Genomic DNA, 22,299 nt, shown 5'->3' with positions numbered 1-22,299 from the left:
AGATCTCCAAACGGTTCGACGTCATGTCCCGGACACGGGACGCGTTCCCGATGCGAGCGCACGAGCCACGCGCCGCACCGGTGTGCCAAGCAGCTCTGACGGCCGCTTTTTGCTAAAACGCCCCGCGAAACCGGCGGGGCGTTCAATGCTTCATTGCCTCGTGACTTCCGTACCGGGCAATCAGTTGCCGTGCGCGGCGCGCACGTCGATACCCGCGTGGGCGAGCGCCGAGCGGATGCGCCGCGCGAACGCTAGCGCGTGCTCGCCGTCCCCGTGCAGGCAGATGGTCTGTGCGTGGAGCGGCACCCATTCGCCACTCACGGCCTTCACGCGCTGCTCGCGCACCATCGCGAGCGTGCGGTCGAGCACGATGTCTTCGTCGTCGAGCAGCGCGCCCGGCTCCTTGCGCGGCACGAGCGATCCGTCCGCGCGGTAGCCGCGATCGGCGAACACTTCTTCGATCGCGACGATCCCCGACTTGCGTGCGGCCTCGACGAGCCCGCTGTTCGCAAGCCCGAACACCATCAGCGAAGGGTCGAAGTCGTGCACGGCGGAGACGATGGCGTCGGCGATTTGCGGGTTGCGCGCGGCCTGGTTGTAGAGCGCGCCATGCGGCTTGACGTGCGCGATGCGTCCGCCTTCGGCCTGTGCGATCGCCGATAGCGCGCCGAGCTGGTACAGCACACCCGCGTAGATCTCTGAGGGCGGCAGGTCCATTTCCTTGCGGCCGAAGTTCTCGGGATCGTTGAAGCTCGGATGCGCGCCGATCGATACGCCCTTTTCGACCGCCCAGCGCACGCAATCGCGCATCGCGGTGGCGCCGCCCGCGTGCCAGCCGCACGCGATGTTCGCGGAACTGACGAGGTCGAGCAACGCTTCGTCGGAGCCGCAGCCTTCGCCGAGATCGGCATTGAGATCGATTTCCATGACGTTCACCTGGTCCTTTCCGTTCATCGGGGGCTCCGCGCGCACCGCTCTTCGTGCATCGCGATCGCGGTCTGCACCTGTTTCACGTACATCCGTTCGTCGGCGAGCGCGTGGCGCGCTTCCTCCACCGACGTCTCGATGAACCGTACGCCGCTATTCAACCGCGCTTGCGCGAGCTTCCACAGGTCGGCCTGGATCACGGCGCCGATCTTCGGATAGCCGCCGGTTGTCTGCGCATCGCCCATCAGGACGATCGGCTGGCCGTTCGGCGGCACCTGGATCGTGCCGGGCAGCACCGCGTGAGAAAGCAGGTCGGTCCCGCCCTTGCGCTCGAGCGCCGTGCCCGCGAGGCGAAAGCCCATGCGGTTGCTGTTCGGCGTGATCGTCCACTCCTCGTTCCAGAAGTTCGCCTGGGCCGCGTCGGTGAAGCTCTCGTATTCCGGACCGCGCAGGACGCGGATCGGAATCGACCATGCGACACCCGCCGCATGCCGCCCGCGCCGCAACGGTTCGTCGACGAGCACGAACTTGCACCACGCGGGCGCCTTCACGCCGAACGCAGGTTCCTCCGGCGAAAACGCGATGCCCTGATGCGGCAGCGGCACACCGACCGGCAGCCGGTCGCCGTCGGTGAGTGCGCGGCCGCCGAGTCCGCCGAAGCACGCGCCGAGGTCGGTGCTGCGCGAGCCGAGCATCGGCAGCACGTCGATGCCGCCCGCCACGCACACGTAACCGCGCATGCCGCGCTTCGCCACCCGCAAGGTCAGTTCCTGTCCCGCCCGCACCGGCAGGCTCCACCACGAAAAGACCGGTTCGTCGTCGAGCGTCGCGCCGAAATCCGTGCCGGTGATCGCGACACGCGTCGCGTGCCTGAAGCGCAGCACGGTTGGCCCGAACGTCACTTCGATGCCCGCCGCGTCCGGAGCGTTGCCGACGATCCGGTTGCCGATTTCGAGCGACAGCGCGTCGAGGGCCCCGCCCGAACTGACGCCCAGATGCCGGTAGCCGTGCCGGCCGAGGTCCTGCACGGAGGTGAGCATGCCTGCGCGAATCACGTCGATCATGCCCGCACCTCCAGCGCTGTGAAGCGCACGCGGTCGCCGGGCTGCATCAGCGTCGGCGGGTTGCGCGCCGGGTCGAAGAGTTTCAGGTCGGTGCGCCCGAGCAACTGCCAGCCGCCCGGCGACGCCGCCGGATAAATGCCCGTCTGCTCCCCGCCGATGCCGACCGATCCGGCCGGCACTTCGAGCCGCGGCTCTGCGCGGCGCGGCATGCAGAGCGACCGGTCGAGTCCGCCCATATACGCGAAGCCCGGCTGGAAGCCGAGGAAGAAGACGACGTACTCCGCCTGCGTGTGCCGCTTCACGACTTCATCGACCGACAAGCCCACGTGCTTAGCTAGGGTCCCGAGATCCGGTCCGTCGGTCCCGCCGTAGCGCACCGGGATCTCGATCTCCGCCGCGCCGGATTCGACGACGGCCACGGTGTCCCAGCCGTCGTCCAGCTGCTGCGCGAGACTTTGGTAGTCGGCTTCGAGCGGATCGAACACGATGGTCAGATTGTTCATGCCCGGCACGACTTCGACGACGTGCGGCCACAGCCGCGCGCTGTCCGCGAGCGCCCACATGCGGCGCTGGCAGTCGAGCGTCGCGGGCGGCGGTGTCGTGCAGACGAGGGCGGTGTCGCCGAGCGGATGAATGCGTGGTCGTGTCATGCGTGCTTTTCGGGTGAGCGGGGCGCACATGAGGATGCAGAGCGCCGTCGCAGAATGTACATTATCAATAAATTATCAACAAATTATCTATCAGCGTTTCTTCCGATGCGCTTCGAATTCAGTCGATACGCTACACTCCAACGCACAGAAAACCGGTCGAGAACCATGCCGCGCCATCCCACCAAGATCGTTTCCTCCGAGCATCTGGTCTCTGAATCGAGCGCCGAACTGTCCGAACTCGAGTACGGACTCATCATGGCGAGCAACGCGTTCAACCGCTGGATGGTGCGTTGCATGTCGGCGGCGGGCGCGAAGGACATGACCGCGGTCGAGGTATCGCTGCTGCACCACGTGAGCCATCGGGACCGCAAAAAAAAGCTCGCCGACATCTGCTTCGTGCTGAACATCGAGGACACGCATGTCGCTACGTATGCGCTCAAGAAACTGGTGGCGCGCGGCTACGTCAAGAGCGAAAAGACCGGCAAGGAAGTGTTCTTTTCCGCGACGCCCGCCGGCCGGGAGCTATGCGGCAAGTATCGCGAAGTGCGCGAGAGTTGTCTGATCACGACGCTGCGCGAAAGTGGCCTGACGAACGAACAGATCGGCGAAGCGGCGCAACTGATGCGCAATGCGTCGGGTCTTTACGACACCGCCGCGCGCGCCGCTGCCTCGCTTTGATCTTTGATGCAAGTGCTCCGGTCATCACCGGAGCAAACGCTTCAATAAATCGCGGCTTCGGTGACGACCGTATCGAGCGGCATGTCGTGCGCTTCATGCGGCAGCGAATCGCACTTGCCCGCTTCGAACGCAACGCCGATTGTCACCGGCTTCTTCGACGCCGGCCACGCGGCGAGCGTTCGATCGTAATAGCCGCCGCCATATCCCAGCCGATACCGGTCTCCATCGAAGCCCACGCAGGGTATCAATAACAGATCCGGCACGACCGCGCGCTCTTCGAGCGGCACCGGAATGCGATAGCGGCCCGCTTTCATCGGCGCATGCTCGCGCCACGCGTGAAAGAGCATCGGCGCATGCTTCTCGACGACAACCGGCAGCGCCGCACTGCGCGACTCATCGAGCGCGAGCCACACGGCGAGCGCATTGCGCGCATCGAACTCGCCCGCAACCGGCCAGTAAAAGCCGATGCACGACGCCTCCGGATGCCGCGCGATTGCCGCCATCAGACGGCGCGCGAGCGCCTCATTTCGCGCCGCGTGATCGGCCTCTTCGCGTTGCGCTTCGCGGCTTGCGAGCAGCGTTGCGCGCAGCGCGCTTTTCGGTTCTGGAGAAGGGTTGCGTGCTATGCTTTCGACCAATTCGCGCTCCTGAAATAACGATGTCAAAACGCCTCAATCGAGTATATCTCGCGGTCGGTTCGGCGCTCGCGACGCTCAGTTTCGTCGCTTGCAGCACCGCTTCCGCCGTCCGCCCGGACGCCGACTTCATTCCCTCGTCCGACGACCGCCTCTTCATGCAGCTGCGCGAAGCTGCGCGCAACAACGACGCGGGCAAGGCCGCTGCGCTCGCGGCGCAGATTCCGGAGTATCCGGCGCCGGGATATATCGAATACTTCACGATCAAGCCGCAGCTGTTCGACTCGCAAGGCCACGCACGCGTCGATGCGCCCGACGAGCCGGTGCTCTCGTTCCTGCAGCGTTACGATGGCCAGGCCATCGCGGACCGCATGCGCAACGACTATCTCGTGGTGCTCGGCGGCCGTCACGACTGGCGCAACTTCGAGCAGCAGTATTCCCGCTTCGTGCTCAATGACGACACGCAGGTGAAATGCTACGCGCTCGAAGCGCGCGCGGCACGCGGAGAAAATGTGGCGGACGCCGCGCGCGCCTTGCTCATCGATCCGAAATGGTATGGCGATGGCTGTGTCGATCTGATCGGCGCGCTGGCTCGCAACCAGCAATTCTCAAGCGATGACGTCTGGCAACAGATTCGTCTCGCGTACGAGCAGAACTATACGAACACGGGCGCGAAGATCGTCGATGCGCTCGGACAGGAACGTCCCGATCCGACACTCTTAGACAACGCCACGAGCACGCCGCCGCTCTATCTCGCGCGCGGCGTGATGCCGAACACGCCGGCGCACCAGTTGACGCTCGTCGCGATCACGCGCATGGCCCGCAACGATCCCGCGATGGCCGCCGCCACGTTCAGCTCGGTCGCGCCGAGCCTGACCGCGCCGGAGCGCGCGATCGGCTGGGGCACCATCGGCTATCAGGCAGCGATCAAGCGCATGCCGGGCGCGGCGGACTGGTACCGGCTGTCGGTGAATGCGCCGCTGTCGGTTCCGGCTTATGAATGGCGCACGCGCAGCGCGTTGCTCGCCGGCGACTGGAACATGGTGCGCTGGTCGGTCGAACAGATGCCGCCCACGCTGCGCAGCCAGCCCGCGTGGATCTACTGGCACGCCCGTGCGCTGAAGCAGGCCGGCGACGCCGCGACGGCCGCACAGGAATTCCAGTCCATCGCGGACCGCTTCGACTTCTACGGTCAGCTGGCTTCGGAAGAACTCGGCCAGAAGATCACGATCCCGCCGCGCACGTCCGTCTCCGACGCCGAGATCGCGCAGATGCAATCGGTGCCGGGCTTCGCGCTGTCGCAGCGTTTCTACGCGATGAACCTGCGCCTCGAAGGCAACCGCGAATGGAACTGGCCGCTGCGCACGATGAGCGACCGGCAACTGCTCGCCGCCGCGCAGTACGCGCGCCGCATCGAACTGTTCGACCGCACGGTCAACACCGCCGACAAGACCAAGACTGAGCACGACTTCTCGCTGCGCTATCTGTCGCCTTTCCGCGAGATCGTCGAGCGCGATGCGCAGAACACCGGACTCGACGTCGAATGGGCGTACGGGCTGATCCGGCAGGAATCGCGCTTCATCATCAACGCGCGCTCGGAAGTCGGCGCGGGCGGACTGATGCAACTGATGCCGGGCACGGCGCAGCTCGTCGCCAAGAAGATCGGCCTCGGGACGGTTTCGCGTGCGCAGATGAACGACATCAATACGAACATCCTGCTCGGAACCAACTATTTGTCGATGATCTACAATCAATTCGACAACTCCCCGGTGCTCGCCACAGCGGGCTACAACGCCGGTCCGGGACGTCCGAACAAGTGGCGCGGCGACCTCACGGCGCCAGTCGAAGGCGCGATTTTTGCTGAAACGATTCCGTTCTCCGAGACGCGCGACTACGTGAAGAACGTGCTGTCGAACACCGTCTACTACGCGGCGCTGTTCGAAGGCCGTCCGCAATCGCTGAAGGCACGGCTCGGCTACATCGCGCCATAAGCCTTTCTCACGAAGGCCGCGCGTTTGAACACTCCGTTCAACGGAAAGACGCGCGGCCCGATTCTCGCGTAAAGCCGCCGCCATCCATCAGAGGCGAATATGCGACATCAGAAAGTAGCGCTGATCGGCGGTTCGGGCTTCATCGGCAGTCATCTCGTCAACGCGCTCGTCGAGCTCGGCAAGAATGTGCGCGTCGCGACGAGGCGGCGAAACAATGCCGCGCATCTCACCCTGCTTCCCGTCGATGTGATCGAAACCGATGTGTACGATCCGGCGCAGCTTGCCGCGTTCGTCGCGGAGGCCGACGCGGTGATCAATCTCGTCGGCATCCTTCAGGGGCGGCGCGGCGATCCCTACGGCCCCGATTTCGCGAAGGCGCACGTCGAATTGCCGAAGCGGATCGTGGCGGCCTGCGAGTCGAAGGGCGTGCGGCGCCTGTTGCACATGAGCGCCATCGGCGCCGACCCGAACGGCCCGAGCATGTATCTGCGCTCGCGCGGCGACGGCGAGAAGGTGATCCGCGAATCGTCGCTTGCCACGACCATCTTCCAGAGTTCGGTCGTGTTCGGTCCCGAGGACAATCTGCTGAACCAGTTTGCGTTTCTTGAACGCATGTTCCCGGTGATTCCGCTCGCCTGCGCCGATGCGCAGTTCCAGCCGGTATTCGTCGGCGACGTGGCGAAGGCGATCGTCAACGTGCTCGATCTCGATGCCGCGAACGGCCGCACCTATGAGCTTGCGGGGCCGCGCGTCTACACGCTCGCAGAACTCGTGCGCTTCAGCGGCGCGACGATCGGCAAGCATGCGAAGATCATCAAGCTGCCGGACGGCCTCGGCCGCCTGCAGGCGATGACGCTCGAAATGGCGCCCGGCGAGCCGATGATGTCGCGCGACAATCTCGATTCAATGAAAACGCCGAGCATCGCGAGCGGACCGCTCGCGCCGGAACTCGGCATCGACGAGCCAGCGAGCATCGAGGCCATCGCGCCGATGTACCTGACCGGCAATTCGTCGCGCTCGCGCTTCAGCACGTTTCGCGCGTCGGCGCATCGTTAAAACATCATTGGTTTCTTTCTTCAAGCGTGCCCATGAAACTTCTTATCGGTGACAAGTCTGTGTCGTCCTGGTCGATGCGGCCCTGGCTCTTGCTGACGCACTTCGACATTCCCTTCGACGAAATCCCGGTGCGCCTCGACCGCCCCGACACGAAGGAGCAGATTCTGCGCTATTCGCCGTCGGGCAAGGTGCCGTGCCTGATCACCGATGCGGGCGAGCCGGTCTGGGAATCGCTCGCGATCGTCGAGACGCTCGCCGAACAATATCCGCAGCACGCCATGTGGCCGCGCGACGCCTCAGCCCGCGCACGCGCGCGCAGCATCAGCGCGGAAATGCACGCGGGTTTCGCGGACCTGCGCAGCGACATGCCGATGGACGTCCACAAGCGCGCGCCCGGCACCGGCCACACGCCCGGAGCGCTCGCGAACGTGGCGCGCATCGAGGCGATCTGGCAGGAATGCCTGAACACGCACGGCGGGCCGTTCCTGTTCGGCGAATTCGGTATCGCCGACGCGATGTTCGCGCCGGTCGTCATGCGCTTCAATTCCTACGCGCCGCCTCTCTCCGACGTGGCCCGCGCCTACGCCGAGCGCGTGACGGCGCTGCCGGCGGTCGTCGCGTGGATCGCCGCCGCGGGCAGCGAGCGATGAACATCTACGCCGTGGGCGGCGCGATTCGCGACGAACTGCTCGGCGTGCCGGTGGTGGATCGCGATTACGTCGTGGTCGGCGCGACGCCCGAGCAGATGGTCGCGCAGGGGTATCGGCCGGTCGGAAAGGACTTTCCAGTGTTCCTGCATCCGGTGACGCACGAGGAATACGCGCTCGCGCGCACCGAACGCAAGACGGCGGCCGGCTATCACGGCTTCCAGTTCTACTATTCGCCAGACGTGACGCTCGAAGAGGATCTGGCGCGCCGCGACCTGACGATCAACGCGATGGCGCGAGAGCTGAGCCCGGACGGCGAACTCACCGGCCCCGTCATCGATCCGTTCAATGGTCGCGCCGATCTCGCGCAGAAGCTGTTCCGCCATGTCGGCGAAGCGTTCGTCGAAGATCCGGTGCGCATTCTGCGGATCGCGCGCTTCGCGACGCGTTTTGCGGATTTCACTGTCGCCGACGAAACGCGCGCGCTGATGAAGAAGATGGTCGCGGCGGGCGAAGTCGATGCGCTCGTGCCCGAGCGCGTGTGGCAGGAAGTGTCGCGCGGATTGATGGAGCGCACGCCGTCGCGGATGTTCGACGTGCTGCGCGAAAGCGGCGCGCTAGCGCGCATCCTTCCGGAAGTCGAGGCGCTCTGGGGCGTGCCGCAGCGCGCCGACTATCACCCCGAAGTCGATACCGGCGTGCACGTGATGATGGTGCTCGACTACGCGGCGTCGCAGAATTTCGCGCTGCCGGTGCGCTTTGCCGCGCTCACGCACGATCTTGGCAAGGCGACCACGCCCGAAGACATCCTGCCGCGCCACGTCGGCCACGAAGGACGCAGCGTCGATTTGCTCAGGCCCTTGTGCGAGCGGCTGCGCGTGCCGAACGAGTGTCGCGATCTCGCACTGCTCGTCGCGCGCGAACACGGCAACATTCATCGCGTGATGGAGATGGGTCCGGCCGCGCTCGTGCGCCTGTTTGAGCGATGCGACGCGCTGCGCAAGCCCGCGCGTTTCGCGGAGGCGTTGCAGGCGTGCGTCGCGGACGCGCGCGGACGGCTCGGAATGTCGCAGCAGGCGTATCCGCAGGCAGAGCGGCTGCGGGAAGCGCTGGTGGCGGCGCGCGCGGTCGATGCGGGCGCCGTCGCGCAGCAATACGCGAGCGAGCCCGCGAAGATCAAGGACGCGGTGCATCATGCGCGCGTCGAGGCGGTCAAGGCGGCGCTGGAGAAAGCGGCGGGCTGAGTGGGCGGGCGAAGCGGCCGAAAATCAGAGCGCCCGGGCGATCAGCGAAAGCAGCATCGAAAGAATCAGCGTCGACATGAACGGGAACGGATACTCGCGCCCGAACAGACGCAGCGTGAAATCGCCGGGCAGTCTGCCGATGCCGAACTTCCTGAGCCACGGCCAGCAAGCCGACAGGATCGACAGGGCGACGAAGGTGGTGAGCAGCCAGCGGATCATGTCGGCGTCCCTACAGCGTGTGCGAGCGGTCGCCGGCCGCGAAGGCGTCGAGCGTCTCTTCGATGCCGCGCGAGAACGCGATCACCTTGAACAGTTCGCCCATCTCCGATTCCGACAACAGCTTCTGGACGGCGTTGGCCGCCGGCAGGTAGCGGCGGGCGTCGGCGGGATCGATGTCGGTGAGGACATCGGTGATGCCCGCATTCATCAGGAAGCGCGCCTGCGACGTGAAACCGAGCAGGTCCGCGCCGCCGTCCACGCCCGCTTCGGCGATGCCGGTGAATTCGACATGCGCGGTAATGTCCTGCAAGCCAGGGTACAGGAACGGATCGGCGTGCGCGCGATGCCGGTAATGGCACATCAGCGTGCCGCCCGCGCGTTGCGCGTGATAGAACTCGTGACGCGGAAACCCGTAATCGATGAAAAACGCCGCGCCGCGCGTGAGCATCGTGCAGACCGTCTTCGTGAACGCGAGCGCCGCTTCGTGCGTCTCGGTGACGTATTCGGCAAAAGGCTCGTCGTTGACGGCGTCGATGGCGGTGTCGATCGTCGCGACGAGCGGATCGTCGGAGAGCGGCTTGTCGTCGAAGGCGAAACGGCCATCCAGTTCCACCACGCCGCGCTCGTGCCACGCGCCGAGCTTGCGCACGACGAGGCGCACCGGCATCGCATCGAGCACTTCGTTGCCGATCACCACGCCCGTGAATGCTTCCGGCAGCGCATCGAGCCATTTCACCTTCGACGCGAGCACGGGCGCGTCGGCTTCCAGCGTCGCGCTCTGGCGCTCGCGCAATTCGCCGGACAAATCGATGATCGAATAGCTGTCGAACGGGACGTCGAGGTCGGCGAGTGCTTTCAGGAGCCCCGCCGCCAGCTTGCCCGTGCCCGCGCCGAATTCCATCAGGTGGCGTGTGCCGCTTTTCCGTAGCGCTTGCGCAACAGGCCGCGCAAGCGTGGCCGCAAAGAGCGGCGACAGTTCCGGCGCCGTCACGAAGTCGCTGCCGTCGTCCGCGCGCCGGCCGAATTTCATCGCGCCGCCGCTGTAATAGCCGAGGCCCGGCGCATACAGCGCCAGTTCCATATAGCGGTCGAACGGCAGCCAGCCGCCCGCGTCGGCCATGCGCTCACGGATCAGCGCCGTGAGCGCCGCGGATTGCGCCAGCGCGTCGGCGCCGGGAGCAGGTAAACTGTCGGATTGTCGAGCATTCGGATTCATCCCAGTATTGTAAATGAGCGCCTCTTCTTCAGTTTCCGCGCCCGGCGGGCCCAAGTCGGCTGAGAAGCCGCGCGTCGTGCTCGTCACCGGCGCGGCGAAGCGCATCGGCCGGGGCATCGCGCTCGGTTTTGCGTCGCGCGGCTGGGACGTCGCCGTGCATTTCGGCGAATCGGAGCGGGACGCGCGCGAAACGGTCGCCGAAATCGCCGCGCTCGGCCGCCGGGCGGTCGCGCTACAGGCGGATCTCGCGGTCGAAGCGCAGGTCGCTGCGCTCGTGCCGGCGTGCATCGAGGCGCTCGGCGGGCTTGCTTGCGTGGTGAACTGCGCGTCGCGTTTTGTCGAAGATACCGCGCAGGATTTCGGCTACGCCAAACTGCTGGAAATGACCGCCGTCAACCTGGCGGCGCCGCTGACGCTGGCCCGCGCGCTGTACGAAACGGTGCCGGAAGCGGCCGTCGAGGACGAGAAGCAGCGCGGCGTCGTGATCAACGTGCTCGATCAGAAGCTGTACAACATGAATCCGGATTACCTGTCGTACACGCTGACGAAGGCCGCGCTCGACAACGCGACCGTCGCGCTGGCGCAGGCGCTGGCGCCGAAACTGCGCGTTGTCGGACTCGCGCCCGGGCTCACGATGATCTCCGCGGGACAGACGCCCGCCGCGTTCGAAGCGGCGCACCGCGTGACACCGCTCGGACGGGCGTCGCGCGTGGAAGACCTCGCCGAGGCCGCGTGCTATCTGGCGACGGCGCACGGCGTGACGGGCACGACCCTTGTAGTCGATGGCGGGCAGCATCTCGTGCCGAGCCCGCGCGATGTGATGTTCATCATCGGCAACCAGCACTGAATTTGCGCGTTTTTCCGCCGAAACGCGCGGAAAAATCGCAAGAAGCACGCAACACCTAACGGAAAACACCATGCTTGCCGCACTTTCGCATCCCCGGCTCGCCGACTGCCGGCGGCTCTTTCTGCGCAATTACGAAGTGCGCATCAACATCGGCGTGCATGACTTCGAAAAGCAGGGCGAGCAACGCGTCGTCATCAATGTCGAGCTGTTCGTGCCGCTCGCGCTATCGACCCCTGTCGAGGACAAACTGCGCGAAGTCGTCGACTACGACTTCATGCGATCGACCATCGCGGAGCGTGTGAAGCGTGGCCACATCCATCTGCAGGAAACGCTCTGCGACGATGTCGCCGCTGCGCTGCTGGCGCATCCGCGCGTGCTGGCGGTCGCCGTGTCGACGGAAAAGCCCGACGTTTATCCCGACTGCGACGCCGTGGGCGTCGAGGTCTTTCGCATCAAAGAGGAACGAGCATGACCACGCCCGCTCAAGCCGGCCTGCACGCCGATCCGCAGACGCCCGAGCGCGCAGCGCTCACGCGCCGCGAGCAGAAGGAAGCCTACGAGAACAACAAGCTGTTCAAGCGCCTCGCGCGGCAAGTGGGCCAGGCAATCGGCGACTACAACATGATCGAGCAGGGCGACAAGGTGATGGTCTGCCTGTCGGGCGGGAAGGACAGCTACGCCATGCTCGACGTCCTGATGCGCCTGCGCGAGCGCGCGCCGATCGACTTCGAGATCGTCGCCGTCAATCTCGACCAGAAGCAGCCGGGTTTTCCGGAGCACGTTCTGCCCGACTATCTGAGCAAGCTCGATATTCCGTTCCACATCGAGAACCAGGACACCTACAGCATCGTGAAGCGCCTCGTGCCCGAGGGCAAGACGACGTGTTCGCTCTGCTCGCGGTTGCGTCGCGGCATCCTGTACCGCGTCGCGGGCGAACTGGGCGCGACGAAGATCGCGCTCGGCCATCATCGCGACGACATCCTGCAGACGCTTTTGCTCAACATGTTCTACGGCGGCAAGCTGAAGGGCATGCCCCCGAAGCTGCAATCCGACGACGGCAAGAACGTCGTGATCCGGCCGCTCGCCTATGTGAAGGAAACTGATCTGGAGAAATACGCCGACCTGCGCGAATTCCCGATCATTCCGTGCAACCTGTGCGGCAGCCAGCCGAACCTGAAGCGCGCCGAAATGAAGGCGCTGATCCGCGAATGGGACAAGCGTTTTCCGGGGCGCGTCGAGAACATGTTCAACGCGCTCGGCAACGTGGTGCCGTCGCATCTGATGGATCACAAGCTGTTTCCGTTCGCTGGCCTCCGGGCGACGGGCGAGGCGGATCCGCAGGGCGATATCGCATTCGACGAGGAACCGTGCGCGAGCGAACCGTCAGGCACGCCGAACACCGTTTCAATCGTCCAGTTCGACGACATTTGACGCACTGCGCAATAAGGTTCCCAGCAAGGCCGCGCGGGCTTCCCGCGGCCCTGGCCGCTGCGGCCACCATGCTATATTGGCCGCTCGATTTTCCTCACATGATTCGACGCGATGAACATAGTCATCCTGGCTGCAGGTATGGGCAAACGCATGAATTCCGCCCTGCCGAAAGTGCTGCATCCGCTGGCCGGCAAACCGCTTCTGTCGCACGTGATCGATACTGCGCGGACGCTCAAGCCGACGCGGCTCGTCGTCGTCGTGGGACATGGCGCTGAACGGGTTCAGGCCGCCGTCGGCGCGCCGGACGTGCAGTTCGCCGTGCAGGAGCAGCAGCTCGGCACGGGCCACGCCGTGCAGCAGGCGCTGCCGTTGGTCGATCCGGCGGTGCCGACCCTCGTGCTTTACGGCGACGTGCCGCTTACCCGCGCGAGCACGCTCGAACGTCTCGTCGATGCTGCGAACAACGGCCGCTACGGCGTGCTGACCGTCACGCTCGACGATCCCACGGGATACGGGCGAATCGTGCGCGATGCTGCGGGCGCCGTACAGCAGATCGTCGAGCAGAAGGACGCTAGCGCCGACGAACGCAGGATCGCCGAGATCAACACCGGCATCGTCTTCACGCCGACGCAACAGCTCGCGGACTGGCTCGCGTCACTGAAGAACGACAACGCGCAGGGCGAGTTCTATCTGACCGACGTGGTGGAGCGCGCGCTCGAAGCGGGCGTCGAAGTCGTCACCGCGCAGCCGGACGAAAAGTGGGAAACGCTCGGCGTGAACAGCAAGCAGCAACTCGCCGAACTCGAACGGGTTCATCAGCGCAACGTCGCGAACGCGTTGCTCGTCGCGGGCGTGACGCTGCTCGACCCCGCGCGCATCGACGTGCGCGGCACACTCCAATGCGGCCGCGACGTGTCGATCGACGTGAACTGCGTGTTCGAAGGTCAGGTGACGCTGGCGGACAACGTGACGATCGGCCCGAACTGCGTGATCCGCGATGCACAGATCGGCGCCGGCACGCGTGTCGATGCGTTCACGCACATCGAAGGCGGCACGACAGGCGCGAATGTCGTGCTCGGACCGTACGCGCGGCTGCGCCCGGGCGCGACGCTCGGCGACGAAGCGCATGTCGGCAACTTCGTCGAAGTGAAGAATGCGGTGCTCGGGCGCGGTTCGAAGGCGAATCACCTGGCGTATGTGGGCGATTCGGACGTCGGCGCGCGCGTGAACATCGGCGCGGGTGTCATTACCTGCAACTATGACGGCGCGAACAAGCATCGCACGGTGATCGAAGACGACGTGTTCGTCGGCTCCGACACGCAACTCGTGGCGCCGGTGCGCATCGGCCGCGGCGTGACGATCGCGGCGGGCACGACGGTCTGGAAGGACGTCGCCGAGGGCGAACTCGTGCTGAACAAGAAGACGCAGGTGAGCCGCCAGGGTTATGTGCGGCCGGCAAAGAAAAAGGCCTGAACGCGAGAACAGCGTCGGCTCGGAACAAACTTTTGAGGGACGGTCAACCATGTGTGGAATTGTCGGCGCGGTCGCGCAACGCAACATCGTATCGGTGCTGGTCGAAGGCCTGCGCCGGCTTGAATATCGTGGTTACGATTCCTGCGGCGTCGCCGTGCTGAGCGACGGCGAGCCGAAGCGCGCACGCAGCGTCGCGCGCGTGTCGGACCTCGACGCGCAAGTGCGCGAAACACATCTCGACGGCGTAACGGGTATCGCCCACACGCGCTGGGCGACGCACGGCGCACCCGTCACGGACAACGCCCACCCGATCTTTTCGCGCGAAGCGGTGGCGCTCGTTCACAACGGCATCATCGAGAACTACGAGTCGCTGCGTGAAATGCTGCGCGGCAAGGGCTACGTGTTCGTCTCGCAGACCGATACAGAAGTGATCGCGCACCTGATCCACAGCATGTATCAGGGCGACCTGTTCCAGACCGTCCGCGATGCCGTCAAGCAACTGCATGGCGCCTATGCGATCGCCGTCGTTCACAAGGACCAGCCGCACACGGTGGTCGGCGCGCGCCAGGGTTCGCCACTCGTCGTCGGTGTGGGTCAGGGCGAGAACTTCCTGGCTTCGGACGCGCTCGCGCTCGCGGGCAGCACCGACCGTTTCTCGTTCCTCGAAGAAGGCGATGTGGTGGAGATCACGCTCGACGGCGTGAAAATCGTCGATCGCGAGGGCATCCATGTCGAGCGCGAAGTGCGCACGGTCGCGGCCTACGGCGGCGCGGTGGAACTCGGGCCGTACCGGCATTTCATGCAGAAGGAAATCTTCGAGCAGCCGCGCGCGATCACCGACACCATTCCGCAAGCGGACCAGTTCGATGCATCGCTCTTCGGCGATCGCGCGAGCGAGGTGTTCGGCGATATCGACAGCCTGCTGATCCTTGCGTGCGGCACGAGCTATTACTCCGGGCTGACGGCGAAGTACTGGCTCGAATCGATCGCGAAGATTCCGACGCAGGTGGAGATTGCGAGCGAGTATCGGTATCGCGAGTCGGTGCCGAATCCGAAGGCGCTGGTTGTGGTGATTTCCCAATCGGGCGAAACCGCCGATACGCTCGCGGCGCTCAAGCATGCGCAATCGCTGGGGCACAAGCACACGCTCGCGGTATGCAATGTCGCGACGAGCGCGATGGTGCGATTGACCGACATGTCGTTCCTCACGCATGCAGGGACGGAAATCGGCGTCGCATCGACGAAGGCGTTCACGACACAGCTCGCGGGATTGTTCGTATTGGCCGTGACGCTCGGCAAGCTGCGCGGACACGTCGATACGCAGCAGGAAGCCGCGTATCTAGCGCAATTGCGGCATTTGCCGGCCGCGTTGAACAGCGTGCTGGCGCTGGAACCGCAGATCATCGCGTGGGCCGAGGAGTTTGCCCGCAAGGAGAACGCGCTGTTTCTGGGCCGCGGGCTGCATTACCCGATCGCACTGGAAGGGGCGTTGAAGCTCAAGGAGATTTCGTATATCCACGCGGAAGCGTATCCGGCGGGCGAGTTGAAGCATGGACCGCTCGCGCTGGTGACGGAGGCGATGCCTGTCGTGACGGTAGCGCCCAATGACACGCTCCTGGAAAAGCTCAAGTCGAACATGCAGGAAGTCAGGGCGCGCGGTGGTGAACTGTATGTGTTCGCCGATACGGATACGCGCATCGTCAGCGAAGACGGGATTCACGTGATCCGCATGCCCGAGCACTATGGGTTGCTGTCGCCTATTCTGCATGTGGTGCCGTTGCAGTTGCTGGCGTATCACACGGCTTGCGCGCGAGGGACTGATGTCGACAAGCCTAGAAATCTGGCGAAGTCGGTGACTGTAGAGTGAGGGTGATTTGTTGGCTTGCGGCGGGGCGCACGATATTCAGCGCATCAAGGTAAGCCATCTTCACTATCGATCGAAATAGCATCACAACACGGCCACCATTCGGTGGCCGTTTGCATTTGTGCCATTGCCACGCAATGAGTCCGGTCTTGTCGACCGCTTCGCGATGAAATGAATTTCGCTGAGACGACGTGCGGAACTCCTGTGCGCAGAATGTGCATAACTTCGAGGCCGTCCTGAATGCAGAAAAGTTGTCCCAGCCTCACGCTCGCCATCCTGTGTTTCTACGCAAGTCATTCGGTCTGCAACGTCCTGAGCGCAAAGCCGATTCGCCTGTTGTCCACAGAAATGCGGCGGCCTTGTTAACTGCTACTACGTATACATACAGAAGCTGTAAACACCAGTGAGCAAAGTTGTGGACGGGATAACTTCAAAAGCGCGTTGCAAAGTGCGGGATCTGCGAGTCGGTCAAACATGACATCGCGTCGAGCAAGCGCGACCGCCATTCGAAGCGCAAAGCAGAGACTTCGCGCTCATACTCCTCAACCGAAAACGCACTATAGTGACAAGCACGCACTTCATGGAGGTACTCAGCATGAAACTTAGTGCATGCCGCACCACTGCAACGGTTCTGATCGCAGTCGCGAGCCTGTCGGCATCCGTCGCCTACGCTCAACTCAGCGACCTCTTGAAAAACAGCGGCGGCACCACCGGCGGCGCAGGCGGCCTGGGTGGCCTCAGCAGTGCACTGTCCGGCAGTTCGCTTAGCTCGGGGAGCCTCGGCAATGTCACCGGCATCATCGAATACTGCATCAAGAACAACTACCTGAGCGGCAACGGAGCGTCGTCGGTGAAAGACTCGCTGATGAGCAAGCTAGGCGGTTCGCCATCGTCCGACAGCGGCTACACAGACGGAGCCAAGGGCATCCTGAACAGCGGCAGTGGTCAAAAGGTCGACTTGAGCGCTGGCGGTCTGAAGGAACAAGTCACGAAGCAGGTCTGCGACAAGATCCTCGAGCAAGGTAAATCGATGTTGTAAGCACCGGTCATTCGTTGAGAGGCAACTCCGTCTGCCCTTCCGCGCGCATGCCGAACGTATTGAGGGTCATCGCGACGAGCGAGTAGTAGCCGAGCAACCCGACGAGATTGATCACCGTCACGTGCCCGAACCGCTCGGCCGCGCGTTCATAGGTTCGATCGCTTACGCGTTGCGTTTCGTAGAGCTCGGTCGCGAAGTCGTGGATGAGGGCGTCGTCGGCATCGTCGAACGAAGGCGTCCTGCCTTCGCGCAACGCATCCGCCGTTGCAGACGGCACGCCCGCCTTCACCGCGATCGGATGGTGGATGAACCACTCCGCCTGCGAGCGCCACCGCGCCGCGGTCACCAGGATCGCGAGCTCCGACAACCGCAACGGCAGCCCCGTTTCGTAGCGGCAAAACGCGCCGAGTCGCTGCGCATGCTGCGCAAACTCGGGGCTGTGAATCCAGCCGAGGAACGGCCCGTTCAGATTCCCGCGCGGACCGCTCAGGATTTCCTGCAAGACGGCTTTCTGTTCACCGGTTGCGTTGTCGGCATCGAAGTCGGGAAGGCGCTTGTTCATGTCTTACTCCACGGTCGTTAGATGCAACGCGGCGTCGATGGCATCCGCCAGCCGCTCCACGATGGTCTCGATCTGCCGCTCCGTGCAGATGAACGGCGGCGCCAGAAGTACATGATCGCCGATACGGCCGTCCACTGTCCCGCCCATCGGATACACCATCAGACCGCGCTGCATCGCCTGATTCTTGATGACCGCATGCAGCTTGTGCTTCGGATCGAACGGTGTCTTGCTCGCGCGGTCCTTCACGAGTTCGACGCCGACGAACAAGCCGCGTCCACGAATGTCGCCGATATGCGGATGTTCCGCGTAACGTTCGCGCAGCAGCGAACGCAATTGCTCGCCGCGCGCCTTCACGTTGTCGAGCAGCCTTTCTTCTTCGATCACCCGTTGCACTTCGAGTGCCGCCGCGCATGCGCTCGCGTGGCCGATATACGTGTGCCCATGCTGAAAGAAACCCGAGCCGCCGACGATCGCGTCATAGATCGTGTCGCTTACGAGCGTCGCGCCGATTGGCTGATAACCCGCGCCGAGCCCCTTGGCGATCGTGAGGATATCCGGCGCGACGCCGTCTTCCTCGCATGCGTAAAGATAGCCGGTGCGCCCCATGCCCGACATGATTTCATCGAGGATCAGGAGCACGCCGTACTTGTCGCAGACCGCGCGAATTTTCCGGAAGTACTCGCGCACGGGCGGCACGGCGCCGGCCGTCGCGCCGACCACCGTTTCCGCGACGAACGCCGCCACCGACTCCGCGCCGAGTTCGAAAATCTTGCGCTCGAGTTCATCGGCGAGCCGTTGCGCGAACGCTTCGTCGCTTTCGCCGTCGAGTTGCTCGCGATACGCGTAGCACGGACTCACGTGATGCGCCTCGATCAATATCGGCAGGAACGGCTCGCGGCGCCACGCGTTGCCGCCGATCGCGAGCGCGCCGAGCGTATTGCCGTGATAGCTCTGCCGGCGCGCGATGAAGTGCCGCCGCTGCGGCTCGCCGGTTTCGACGAAGTATTGCCGTGCAAGCTTCAGCGCCGCTTCGATCGCCTCCGACCCGCCCGACACGAAGTACACATGTCCGAGGCCTGCGGGCGCGGCATCGACGAGACGTTCGGCGAGTTCCTCCGCGACCTCGGTCGTGAAGAACGACGTGTGCGCATACGGAAGTCGTCGGGCCTGCCGTTCGATCGCGTCGATCACGCGCGCGTTGCTGTGTCCGAGACACGAGACGGCGGCGCCTCCGCAGGCGTCGATATAGCGCTTGCCTTGCGAGTCGATGATTTCGATACCGTCGCCCGCGACGGCGACCGGCAGCGTCGCGCGCGGGGCGCGGTGAAAGACGGTGGTCATGGAGTGTGAGTCTCTTTGAAAATGATTTGCCTGTGGCGAAGCGCGCCTTGCTGGTGAACCTCAAAATCCACGCCCGTTTCAACGATCGTGAAGAACGCGGTCGCCAGCGTGTTTTCGTCGTCGGGGTCGGCGGCCCTTCGGAATACGCGCATGGAACAACAGATGATGTAACGCAACATTTGGTATTTTATCCATACTATATACAACAGGTGTTGTTTAAAGAATATCGCGCTGCTAAAACCGAATGTCAAGCGAAAAACCGGGGGCGCAGTAGACAGCGATGACGCGGCCCGCCGCGAAGAGAATCAGGACACGTAGGCGCCCTTGTCGTGCAGCGCTGCTTCGGCTTCTTCGAGCTGCTTCACGGCGGCGCGTCCTTCGAGCGCGAGAAGATGGGCGACGAGCGCTTCCGCAATCGCCGAGGCTGCCACGAGCGACGGAAAGAACGACGGGCTCTCGTGCGCGAACAGGAGCACGCAATCGGCGTGAAGCGCGATCGGAGAGACCGCGCTGTCAGTGATGGCGACGAGCTTGCTGCCTTGCTCCTTCGCGGCCTGTGCGACCCGCACGGCTTCCGTCGAATACGGCGCGAAGCTCGTGACGACCGTCGCGTGCGACTTGCCGATGCCGCGCAACTGCATTTCGAGCGTACCGGCGTCGCCCGATACGAGGCTCACCGAGGGACGGAACAGGCGATAGCCGTAGACCAGCCCGAACGCCACCGGATAGCACGAGCGAAACCCCGCGACGTGCACGTGCGGCGCCTTGCGCAACAGCTTCGCCGCATCGATGCAGCGGCTGCCGTTCTGCGCCAGCGTCGTTTCGAGGTTGTGTTGCTGCGCCAGCGCGAGGTCGTTCGCGAGCGTTTCGCCTGAGCGGCCCGCGACGAGTGTTCGCGCCCGCGTCGCGAGCGGCTCGGGCCGTGTGCGCAGGCGCGCGACGAACAGCTCCCTCAGTTCGTTCCAGCCGGGAAAACCGAGTTGCTGGGCGAGGCGCACGAGCGCGGCAGGCTGGACGCTCGCGCGCTCGGCGACCTTGCGCATCGAGGAGACAGCGACTTCGTCGGGATAGTCGAGCAGGAACGCGGCGCCTGCCTGGAATTGCGGGCTCAGCGTGGAAAAGGTGGCGCGGATCGCGACGGCGAGGTCGTCGAAGGAGTGATACACGGTGCCGCCTACACTTGTTTTGACAACAAATGTTACGCAGCGGGCGGGAGTGTTGGCAAGGACAGATTGATCGCGCCAAACGCAAAGGCGCCGCGGAGATTCACTTCCGGCCCACCAGATAGGTCACGCCGTCTGGTCCGTAGCTTTCCGAATGCGGTGCGTTGGTTGGAAGGTGAAACACGTCGCCCGGCCGGTAGTTCCGTTGCGATTCGCCTGCGCGGATCGTCAGATCGCCGTCGATGATCAGCGCCTTGGCTTCGAACGGATGCGCATGGATGTCCATCGCCTGGTTCGGTTCGCGCGTGACGGTCACGATTTCCTGGAAGCCTTCGCGCGAGAGTTCGGCGAGAAATTCGTCGCGTGTCATGTCGTGGATGGAGGTTGATTCTTACAATCGAAAAGGAGAATCCGCCAATTTGAAAGCTCCTCGCGGATTCTCCTGATTGCGTACTTCACTGGCCGAAGAAAATGTCGCATCCCGGGCCGCGCACGCACGGCTTCGATACCATGCCCGCCGCGCTGCGAGTCGACGGCGTGCCGCCATATGCGCTGCTGTCGGCAGGCTGCCCGGGCGCGTTCGCGTCCTGTTGCATGCCGGGCTGGGCCATCGATTGCCCGGTCGTGTCGGCGCCCTGCATCGGCGGCTGCGCCGTGCGGTACGTTTCCTGGGCGGAGGCGAGGCCGCCTACTGCGACGAGAGATGCGACGACCGCCGTCAATACCAAACGTGATTTCATATCGACTCCTTCATCTATAAGCGCTGATCACTGAGACCCGCACGTGACCGATGTCGGGTCCGATTTCCGTTCGCAAGGCGCGTGCCGCATCCTCGGACGGCGTGGTCATGCAGAGCGGCTGGCGTCGGTTCTGCGCCGGTTTGGCCGGCGTGCCGAACTAGTTGGACTGGTACGCAAATTACGCAGTTGCGGATGCGAGCAGCGCGGTGCGCCGGCGATCTGACCGGCGATGGGACCCGCAGGTCCGAGACTGACCCCGAACGCGTCGGGAACCGCACTGCATTTTCGTTATAGCGCGCGGATGGGGGAATTGACAGCACATTCTCGCGGCGAGCCGCGCTGGCTTTCGATGTGGCGTCCGAGATGACAGTCCTGCCATGTTGCCGCCGATAGCCGGACATCTTTCGACACCGGTTGCGGCATGCTCGTGCGCTTCGACGGTCCGCCGTGACGGCACTAGAATGTCGACTGACAGGGCCTTCATGCAGGCTCGAAACCCGAAGGAAGACATCATGACCGTCACGATCTACCACAACCCTCAATGCGGCACGTCGCGCAACACGCTCGCGCTGATCCGCAATGCCGGCATCGAGCCGCAGGTCATCGAATATCTGACTGCGCCGCCGGATCGTGCAACGCTCACTGCGCTGATCGCGCGCGCGGGCCTCTCGGTGCGCGACGCGCTGCGCGAGAAAGGCACGCCCTACGCCGAACTCGGCCTGGCAGATTCCGCGCTCACCGACGACCAGTTGATCGACGCGATGCTCGCTCATCCGATCCTGATCAACCGGCCGTTCGTCGAGACGCCGCTTGGCGTGAGACTGTGCCGGCCCTCGGAACAGGTGCTGGACATCCTGCCGTCGGCGCAGCAAGGACCGTTTGCGAAGGAAGACGGCGAAGTCGTCATCAATGACAAAGGGCAGCGCGTGCGCTGAAGCCGCGGCAAAGCCCGGTTACGACGAGTTACCTTTCTGCCATTCCTGTTGCACCTGTGTCCGGACTCGCCCCCTAGACTGCGCTCGTGGTCACACATTGCACTCGGTGCAAGGAGAAGCGAGATGAACAAGAAAATCCTCGGGGCGGTTCTGGGCGTGACGGTGCTGGCGGCGTCGACGGTGGCGTCGGCGCATGTGGATGTGGCGGTCGGCATCGGCGTGCCGGGCTACTATGCGGCGCCGCAGCCGGTGTATGTCGCGCCGCCGCCCGTCGCGGTGGCCTACGGCTACGGCGGTTATGACGACGGGCGTGACCGTGAGTGGCGCGAGCGTCGCGAATGGCGCGAACGTCACTGGCGTCACGAAGAACGTCGCGAGGAGCGCTGGCGCGAACGTCACGGCTGGAATTGAGGCCGGCAGAGTATCGACGGCAGACAGACACGGCGGCGGAGCCTGACGGCCTCGCCGCCGTTTGCATTTGGGCGTGGCGCGGCTCGCGCGATCAAGTTTGCGCCGCAATTGCCGATATTCCGATGAGAGTGTCTGCACGACGCTCGCGCTGACCGACGCCGGAAAG

Annotated in this window: 24 protein-coding genes and 1 pseudogene; 13 read left to right on the top strand and 12 right to left on the bottom strand. The window is 64.3% G+C overall.

Going from position 1 to position 22,299, the window contains the following annotated elements; genetic code table 11:
* Positions 1-180 precede the first annotated feature (180 nt).
* Genes pxpA through pxpB form a run of 3 tightly spaced genes read right to left on the bottom strand, consistent with a single transcriptional unit; the run spans position 181 to position 2,641 of the window.
* The gene (pxpA, locus tag AWB81_RS00300; RefSeq protein ID WP_062632073.1) at positions 181-927 is read right to left on the bottom strand and encodes a 5-oxoprolinase subunit PxpA; all 747 of its coding nucleotides are present in this window, start codon (positions 925-927) and stop codon (positions 181-183) included.
* 23 nt (positions 928-950) lie between these two features.
* On the bottom strand, positions 951-1,991 hold the full coding sequence (locus AWB81_RS00295; RefSeq protein ID WP_062631908.1) for a 5-oxoprolinase subunit C family protein: 1,041 nt from the start codon (positions 1,989-1,991) through the stop codon (positions 951-953).
* A complete protein-coding gene (gene pxpB, locus AWB81_RS00290; RefSeq protein ID WP_062631907.1) occupies positions 1,988-2,641 on the bottom strand; it encodes a 5-oxoprolinase subunit PxpB in 654 nt (217 codons plus the stop codon). Before pxpB ends, AWB81_RS00295 begins: the two co-directional genes overlap by 4 nt.
* Positions 2,642-2,806: 165 nt before the next feature.
* Between pxpB and AWB81_RS00285 the strand changes: the two genes are divergently transcribed.
* Positions 2,807-3,319 (top strand): winged helix DNA-binding protein, encoded by a 513-nt coding sequence (locus AWB81_RS00285; RefSeq protein ID WP_062631906.1) that lies wholly within the window; start codon positions 2,807-2,809, stop codon positions 3,317-3,319.
* A gap of 41 nt (positions 3,320-3,360) precedes the next feature.
* On the opposite strand, the gene AWB81_RS00280 is transcribed toward AWB81_RS00285, so the two are convergent.
* A complete protein-coding gene (locus AWB81_RS00280) occupies positions 3,361-3,957 on the bottom strand; it encodes a 5-formyltetrahydrofolate cyclo-ligase (protein WP_062631905.1) in 597 nt (198 codons plus the stop codon).
* 20 nt (positions 3,958-3,977) lie between these two features.
* Between AWB81_RS00280 and AWB81_RS00275 the strand changes: the two genes are divergently transcribed.
* The 4 genes from AWB81_RS00275 to AWB81_RS00260 all read left to right on the top strand — a co-directional run bounded on the left by AWB81_RS00275 (position 3,978) and on the right by AWB81_RS00260 (position 8,892).
* Complete coding sequence (locus AWB81_RS00275) at positions 3,978-5,945, top strand: lytic transglycosylase domain-containing protein (RefSeq protein WP_062631904.1); 1,968 nt, start codon at positions 3,978-3,980, stop codon at positions 5,943-5,945.
* 99 nt (positions 5,946-6,044) lie between these two features.
* Positions 6,045-7,001 carry a complex I NDUFA9 subunit family protein gene (locus AWB81_RS00270; RefSeq protein ID WP_062631903.1) on the top strand — a complete coding sequence of 319 codons (957 nt, stop codon included), beginning with the start codon at positions 6,045-6,047 and terminating at the stop codon, positions 6,999-7,001.
* Between the two features lie 32 nt (positions 7,002-7,033).
* A complete protein-coding gene (locus tag AWB81_RS00265; RefSeq protein WP_062631902.1) occupies positions 7,034-7,651 on the top strand; it encodes a glutathione S-transferase family protein in 618 nt (205 codons plus the stop codon).
* On the top strand, positions 7,648-8,892 hold the full coding sequence (locus AWB81_RS00260; RefSeq protein ID WP_062631901.1) for a multifunctional CCA addition/repair protein: 1,245 nt from the start codon (positions 7,648-7,650) through the stop codon (positions 8,890-8,892). The genes AWB81_RS00265 and AWB81_RS00260 overlap by 4 nt, the downstream gene beginning before the upstream one ends.
* A 24-nt stretch (positions 8,893-8,916) precedes the next feature.
* On the opposite strand, the gene AWB81_RS00255 is transcribed toward AWB81_RS00260, so the two are convergent.
* Positions 8,917-9,111, bottom strand: a complete 195-nt coding sequence (locus tag AWB81_RS00255) for a DUF2905 domain-containing protein (protein WP_062631900.1) — start codon at positions 9,109-9,111, stop codon at positions 8,917-8,919.
* 10 nt (positions 9,112-9,121) lie between these two features.
* A complete protein-coding gene (locus AWB81_RS00250) occupies positions 9,122-10,327 on the bottom strand; it encodes a class I SAM-dependent methyltransferase (RefSeq protein ID WP_062631899.1) in 1,206 nt (401 codons plus the stop codon).
* A gap of 13 nt (positions 10,328-10,340) precedes the next feature.
* Here AWB81_RS00250 and AWB81_RS00245 point away from each other — a divergent pair, with 13 nt between their 5' ends.
* The 6 genes from AWB81_RS00245 (at position 10,341) to AWB81_RS00220 (ending at position 16,981) form a co-directional block, all read left to right on the top strand.
* Entirely contained in the window at positions 10,341-11,174 is an 834-nt protein-coding gene (locus tag AWB81_RS00245; RefSeq protein ID WP_062631898.1) for an SDR family oxidoreductase, read from the top strand.
* Between the two features lie 70 nt (positions 11,175-11,244).
* Positions 11,245-11,646 (top strand): dihydroneopterin aldolase, encoded by a 402-nt coding sequence (locus AWB81_RS00240; protein WP_062631897.1) that lies wholly within the window; start codon positions 11,245-11,247, stop codon positions 11,644-11,646.
* Positions 11,643-12,605: a tRNA 2-thiocytidine(32) synthetase TtcA gene (ttcA, locus tag AWB81_RS00235; RefSeq protein WP_062631896.1), complete on the top strand. Its 963-nt coding sequence runs from the start codon at positions 11,643-11,645 to the stop codon at positions 12,603-12,605. The genes AWB81_RS00240 and ttcA overlap by 4 nt, the downstream gene beginning before the upstream one ends.
* Positions 12,606-12,716: 111 nt before the next feature.
* On the top strand, positions 12,717-14,078 hold the full coding sequence (glmU, locus tag AWB81_RS00230) for a bifunctional UDP-N-acetylglucosamine diphosphorylase/glucosamine-1-phosphate N-acetyltransferase GlmU (protein WP_062631895.1): 1,362 nt from the start codon (positions 12,717-12,719) through the stop codon (positions 14,076-14,078).
* Between the two features lie 49 nt (positions 14,079-14,127).
* Positions 14,128-15,945: a glutamine--fructose-6-phosphate transaminase (isomerizing) gene (gene glmS / locus AWB81_RS00225; protein WP_062631894.1), complete on the top strand. Its 1,818-nt coding sequence runs from the start codon at positions 14,128-14,130 to the stop codon at positions 15,943-15,945.
* Between the two features lie 592 nt (positions 15,946-16,537).
* Positions 16,538-16,981, top strand: a complete 444-nt coding sequence (locus AWB81_RS00220; protein ID WP_062632072.1) for a DUF2501 domain-containing protein — start codon at positions 16,538-16,540, stop codon at positions 16,979-16,981.
* 7 nt (positions 16,982-16,988) lie between these two features.
* Here the strand turns inward: AWB81_RS00220 and AWB81_RS00215 are convergent, their stop codons facing one another.
* From AWB81_RS00215 to AWB81_RS00190, 6 genes and pseudogenes are all read right to left on the bottom strand, one after another.
* Positions 16,989-17,543: a carboxymuconolactone decarboxylase family protein gene (locus tag AWB81_RS00215; RefSeq protein ID WP_062631893.1), complete on the bottom strand. Its 555-nt coding sequence runs from the start codon at positions 17,541-17,543 to the stop codon at positions 16,989-16,991.
* Between the two features lie 3 nt (positions 17,544-17,546).
* Complete coding sequence (locus tag AWB81_RS00210; RefSeq protein ID WP_062631892.1) at positions 17,547-18,884, bottom strand: aspartate aminotransferase family protein; 1,338 nt, start codon at positions 18,882-18,884, stop codon at positions 17,547-17,549.
* Positions 18,881-19,015: pseudogene (locus AWB81_RS48680) on the bottom strand (peptidase C45); the annotation flags it as partial. The gene AWB81_RS00210 and the pseudogene AWB81_RS48680, both read right to left, overlap by 4 nt.
* 174 nt (positions 19,016-19,189) lie before the next feature.
* Positions 19,190-20,050 (bottom strand): MurR/RpiR family transcriptional regulator, encoded by an 861-nt coding sequence (locus tag AWB81_RS00200; RefSeq protein ID WP_062631890.1) that lies wholly within the window; start codon positions 20,048-20,050, stop codon positions 19,190-19,192.
* Positions 20,051-20,150: 100 nt separating this feature from the next.
* Entirely contained in the window at positions 20,151-20,417 is a 267-nt protein-coding gene (locus AWB81_RS00195) for a cupin domain-containing protein (RefSeq protein WP_062631889.1), read from the bottom strand.
* Between the two features lie 85 nt (positions 20,418-20,502).
* Positions 20,503-20,787: a hypothetical protein gene (locus AWB81_RS00190; protein ID WP_062631888.1), complete on the bottom strand. Its 285-nt coding sequence runs from the start codon at positions 20,785-20,787 to the stop codon at positions 20,503-20,505.
* 512 nt (positions 20,788-21,299) lie between these two features.
* On the opposite strand from AWB81_RS00190, the gene arsC reads away from it, so the two are divergent.
* Both arsC and AWB81_RS00180 read left to right on the top strand, forming a co-directional pair.
* Positions 21,300-21,722, top strand: coding sequence for an arsenate reductase (glutaredoxin) (arsC, locus tag AWB81_RS00185; RefSeq protein WP_062631887.1), 423 nt, complete (start codon positions 21,300-21,302; stop codon positions 21,720-21,722).
* A gap of 123 nt (positions 21,723-21,845) precedes the next feature.
* Positions 21,846-22,133: a hypothetical protein gene (locus tag AWB81_RS00180; protein ID WP_062631886.1), complete on the top strand. Its 288-nt coding sequence runs from the start codon at positions 21,846-21,848 to the stop codon at positions 22,131-22,133.
* Positions 22,134-22,299: the final 166 nt, after the last annotated feature.

Origin of the sequence: Caballeronia arationis (assembly GCF_001544975.2) — a bacterium.
In the GTDB taxonomy this organism is placed as follows: domain Bacteria; phylum Pseudomonadota; class Gammaproteobacteria; order Burkholderiales; family Burkholderiaceae; genus Caballeronia; species Caballeronia arationis.
The sequence above is the reverse complement of the archived record's forward strand: the minus strand, read 5'-3'. Positions and strand labels throughout refer to the sequence as shown.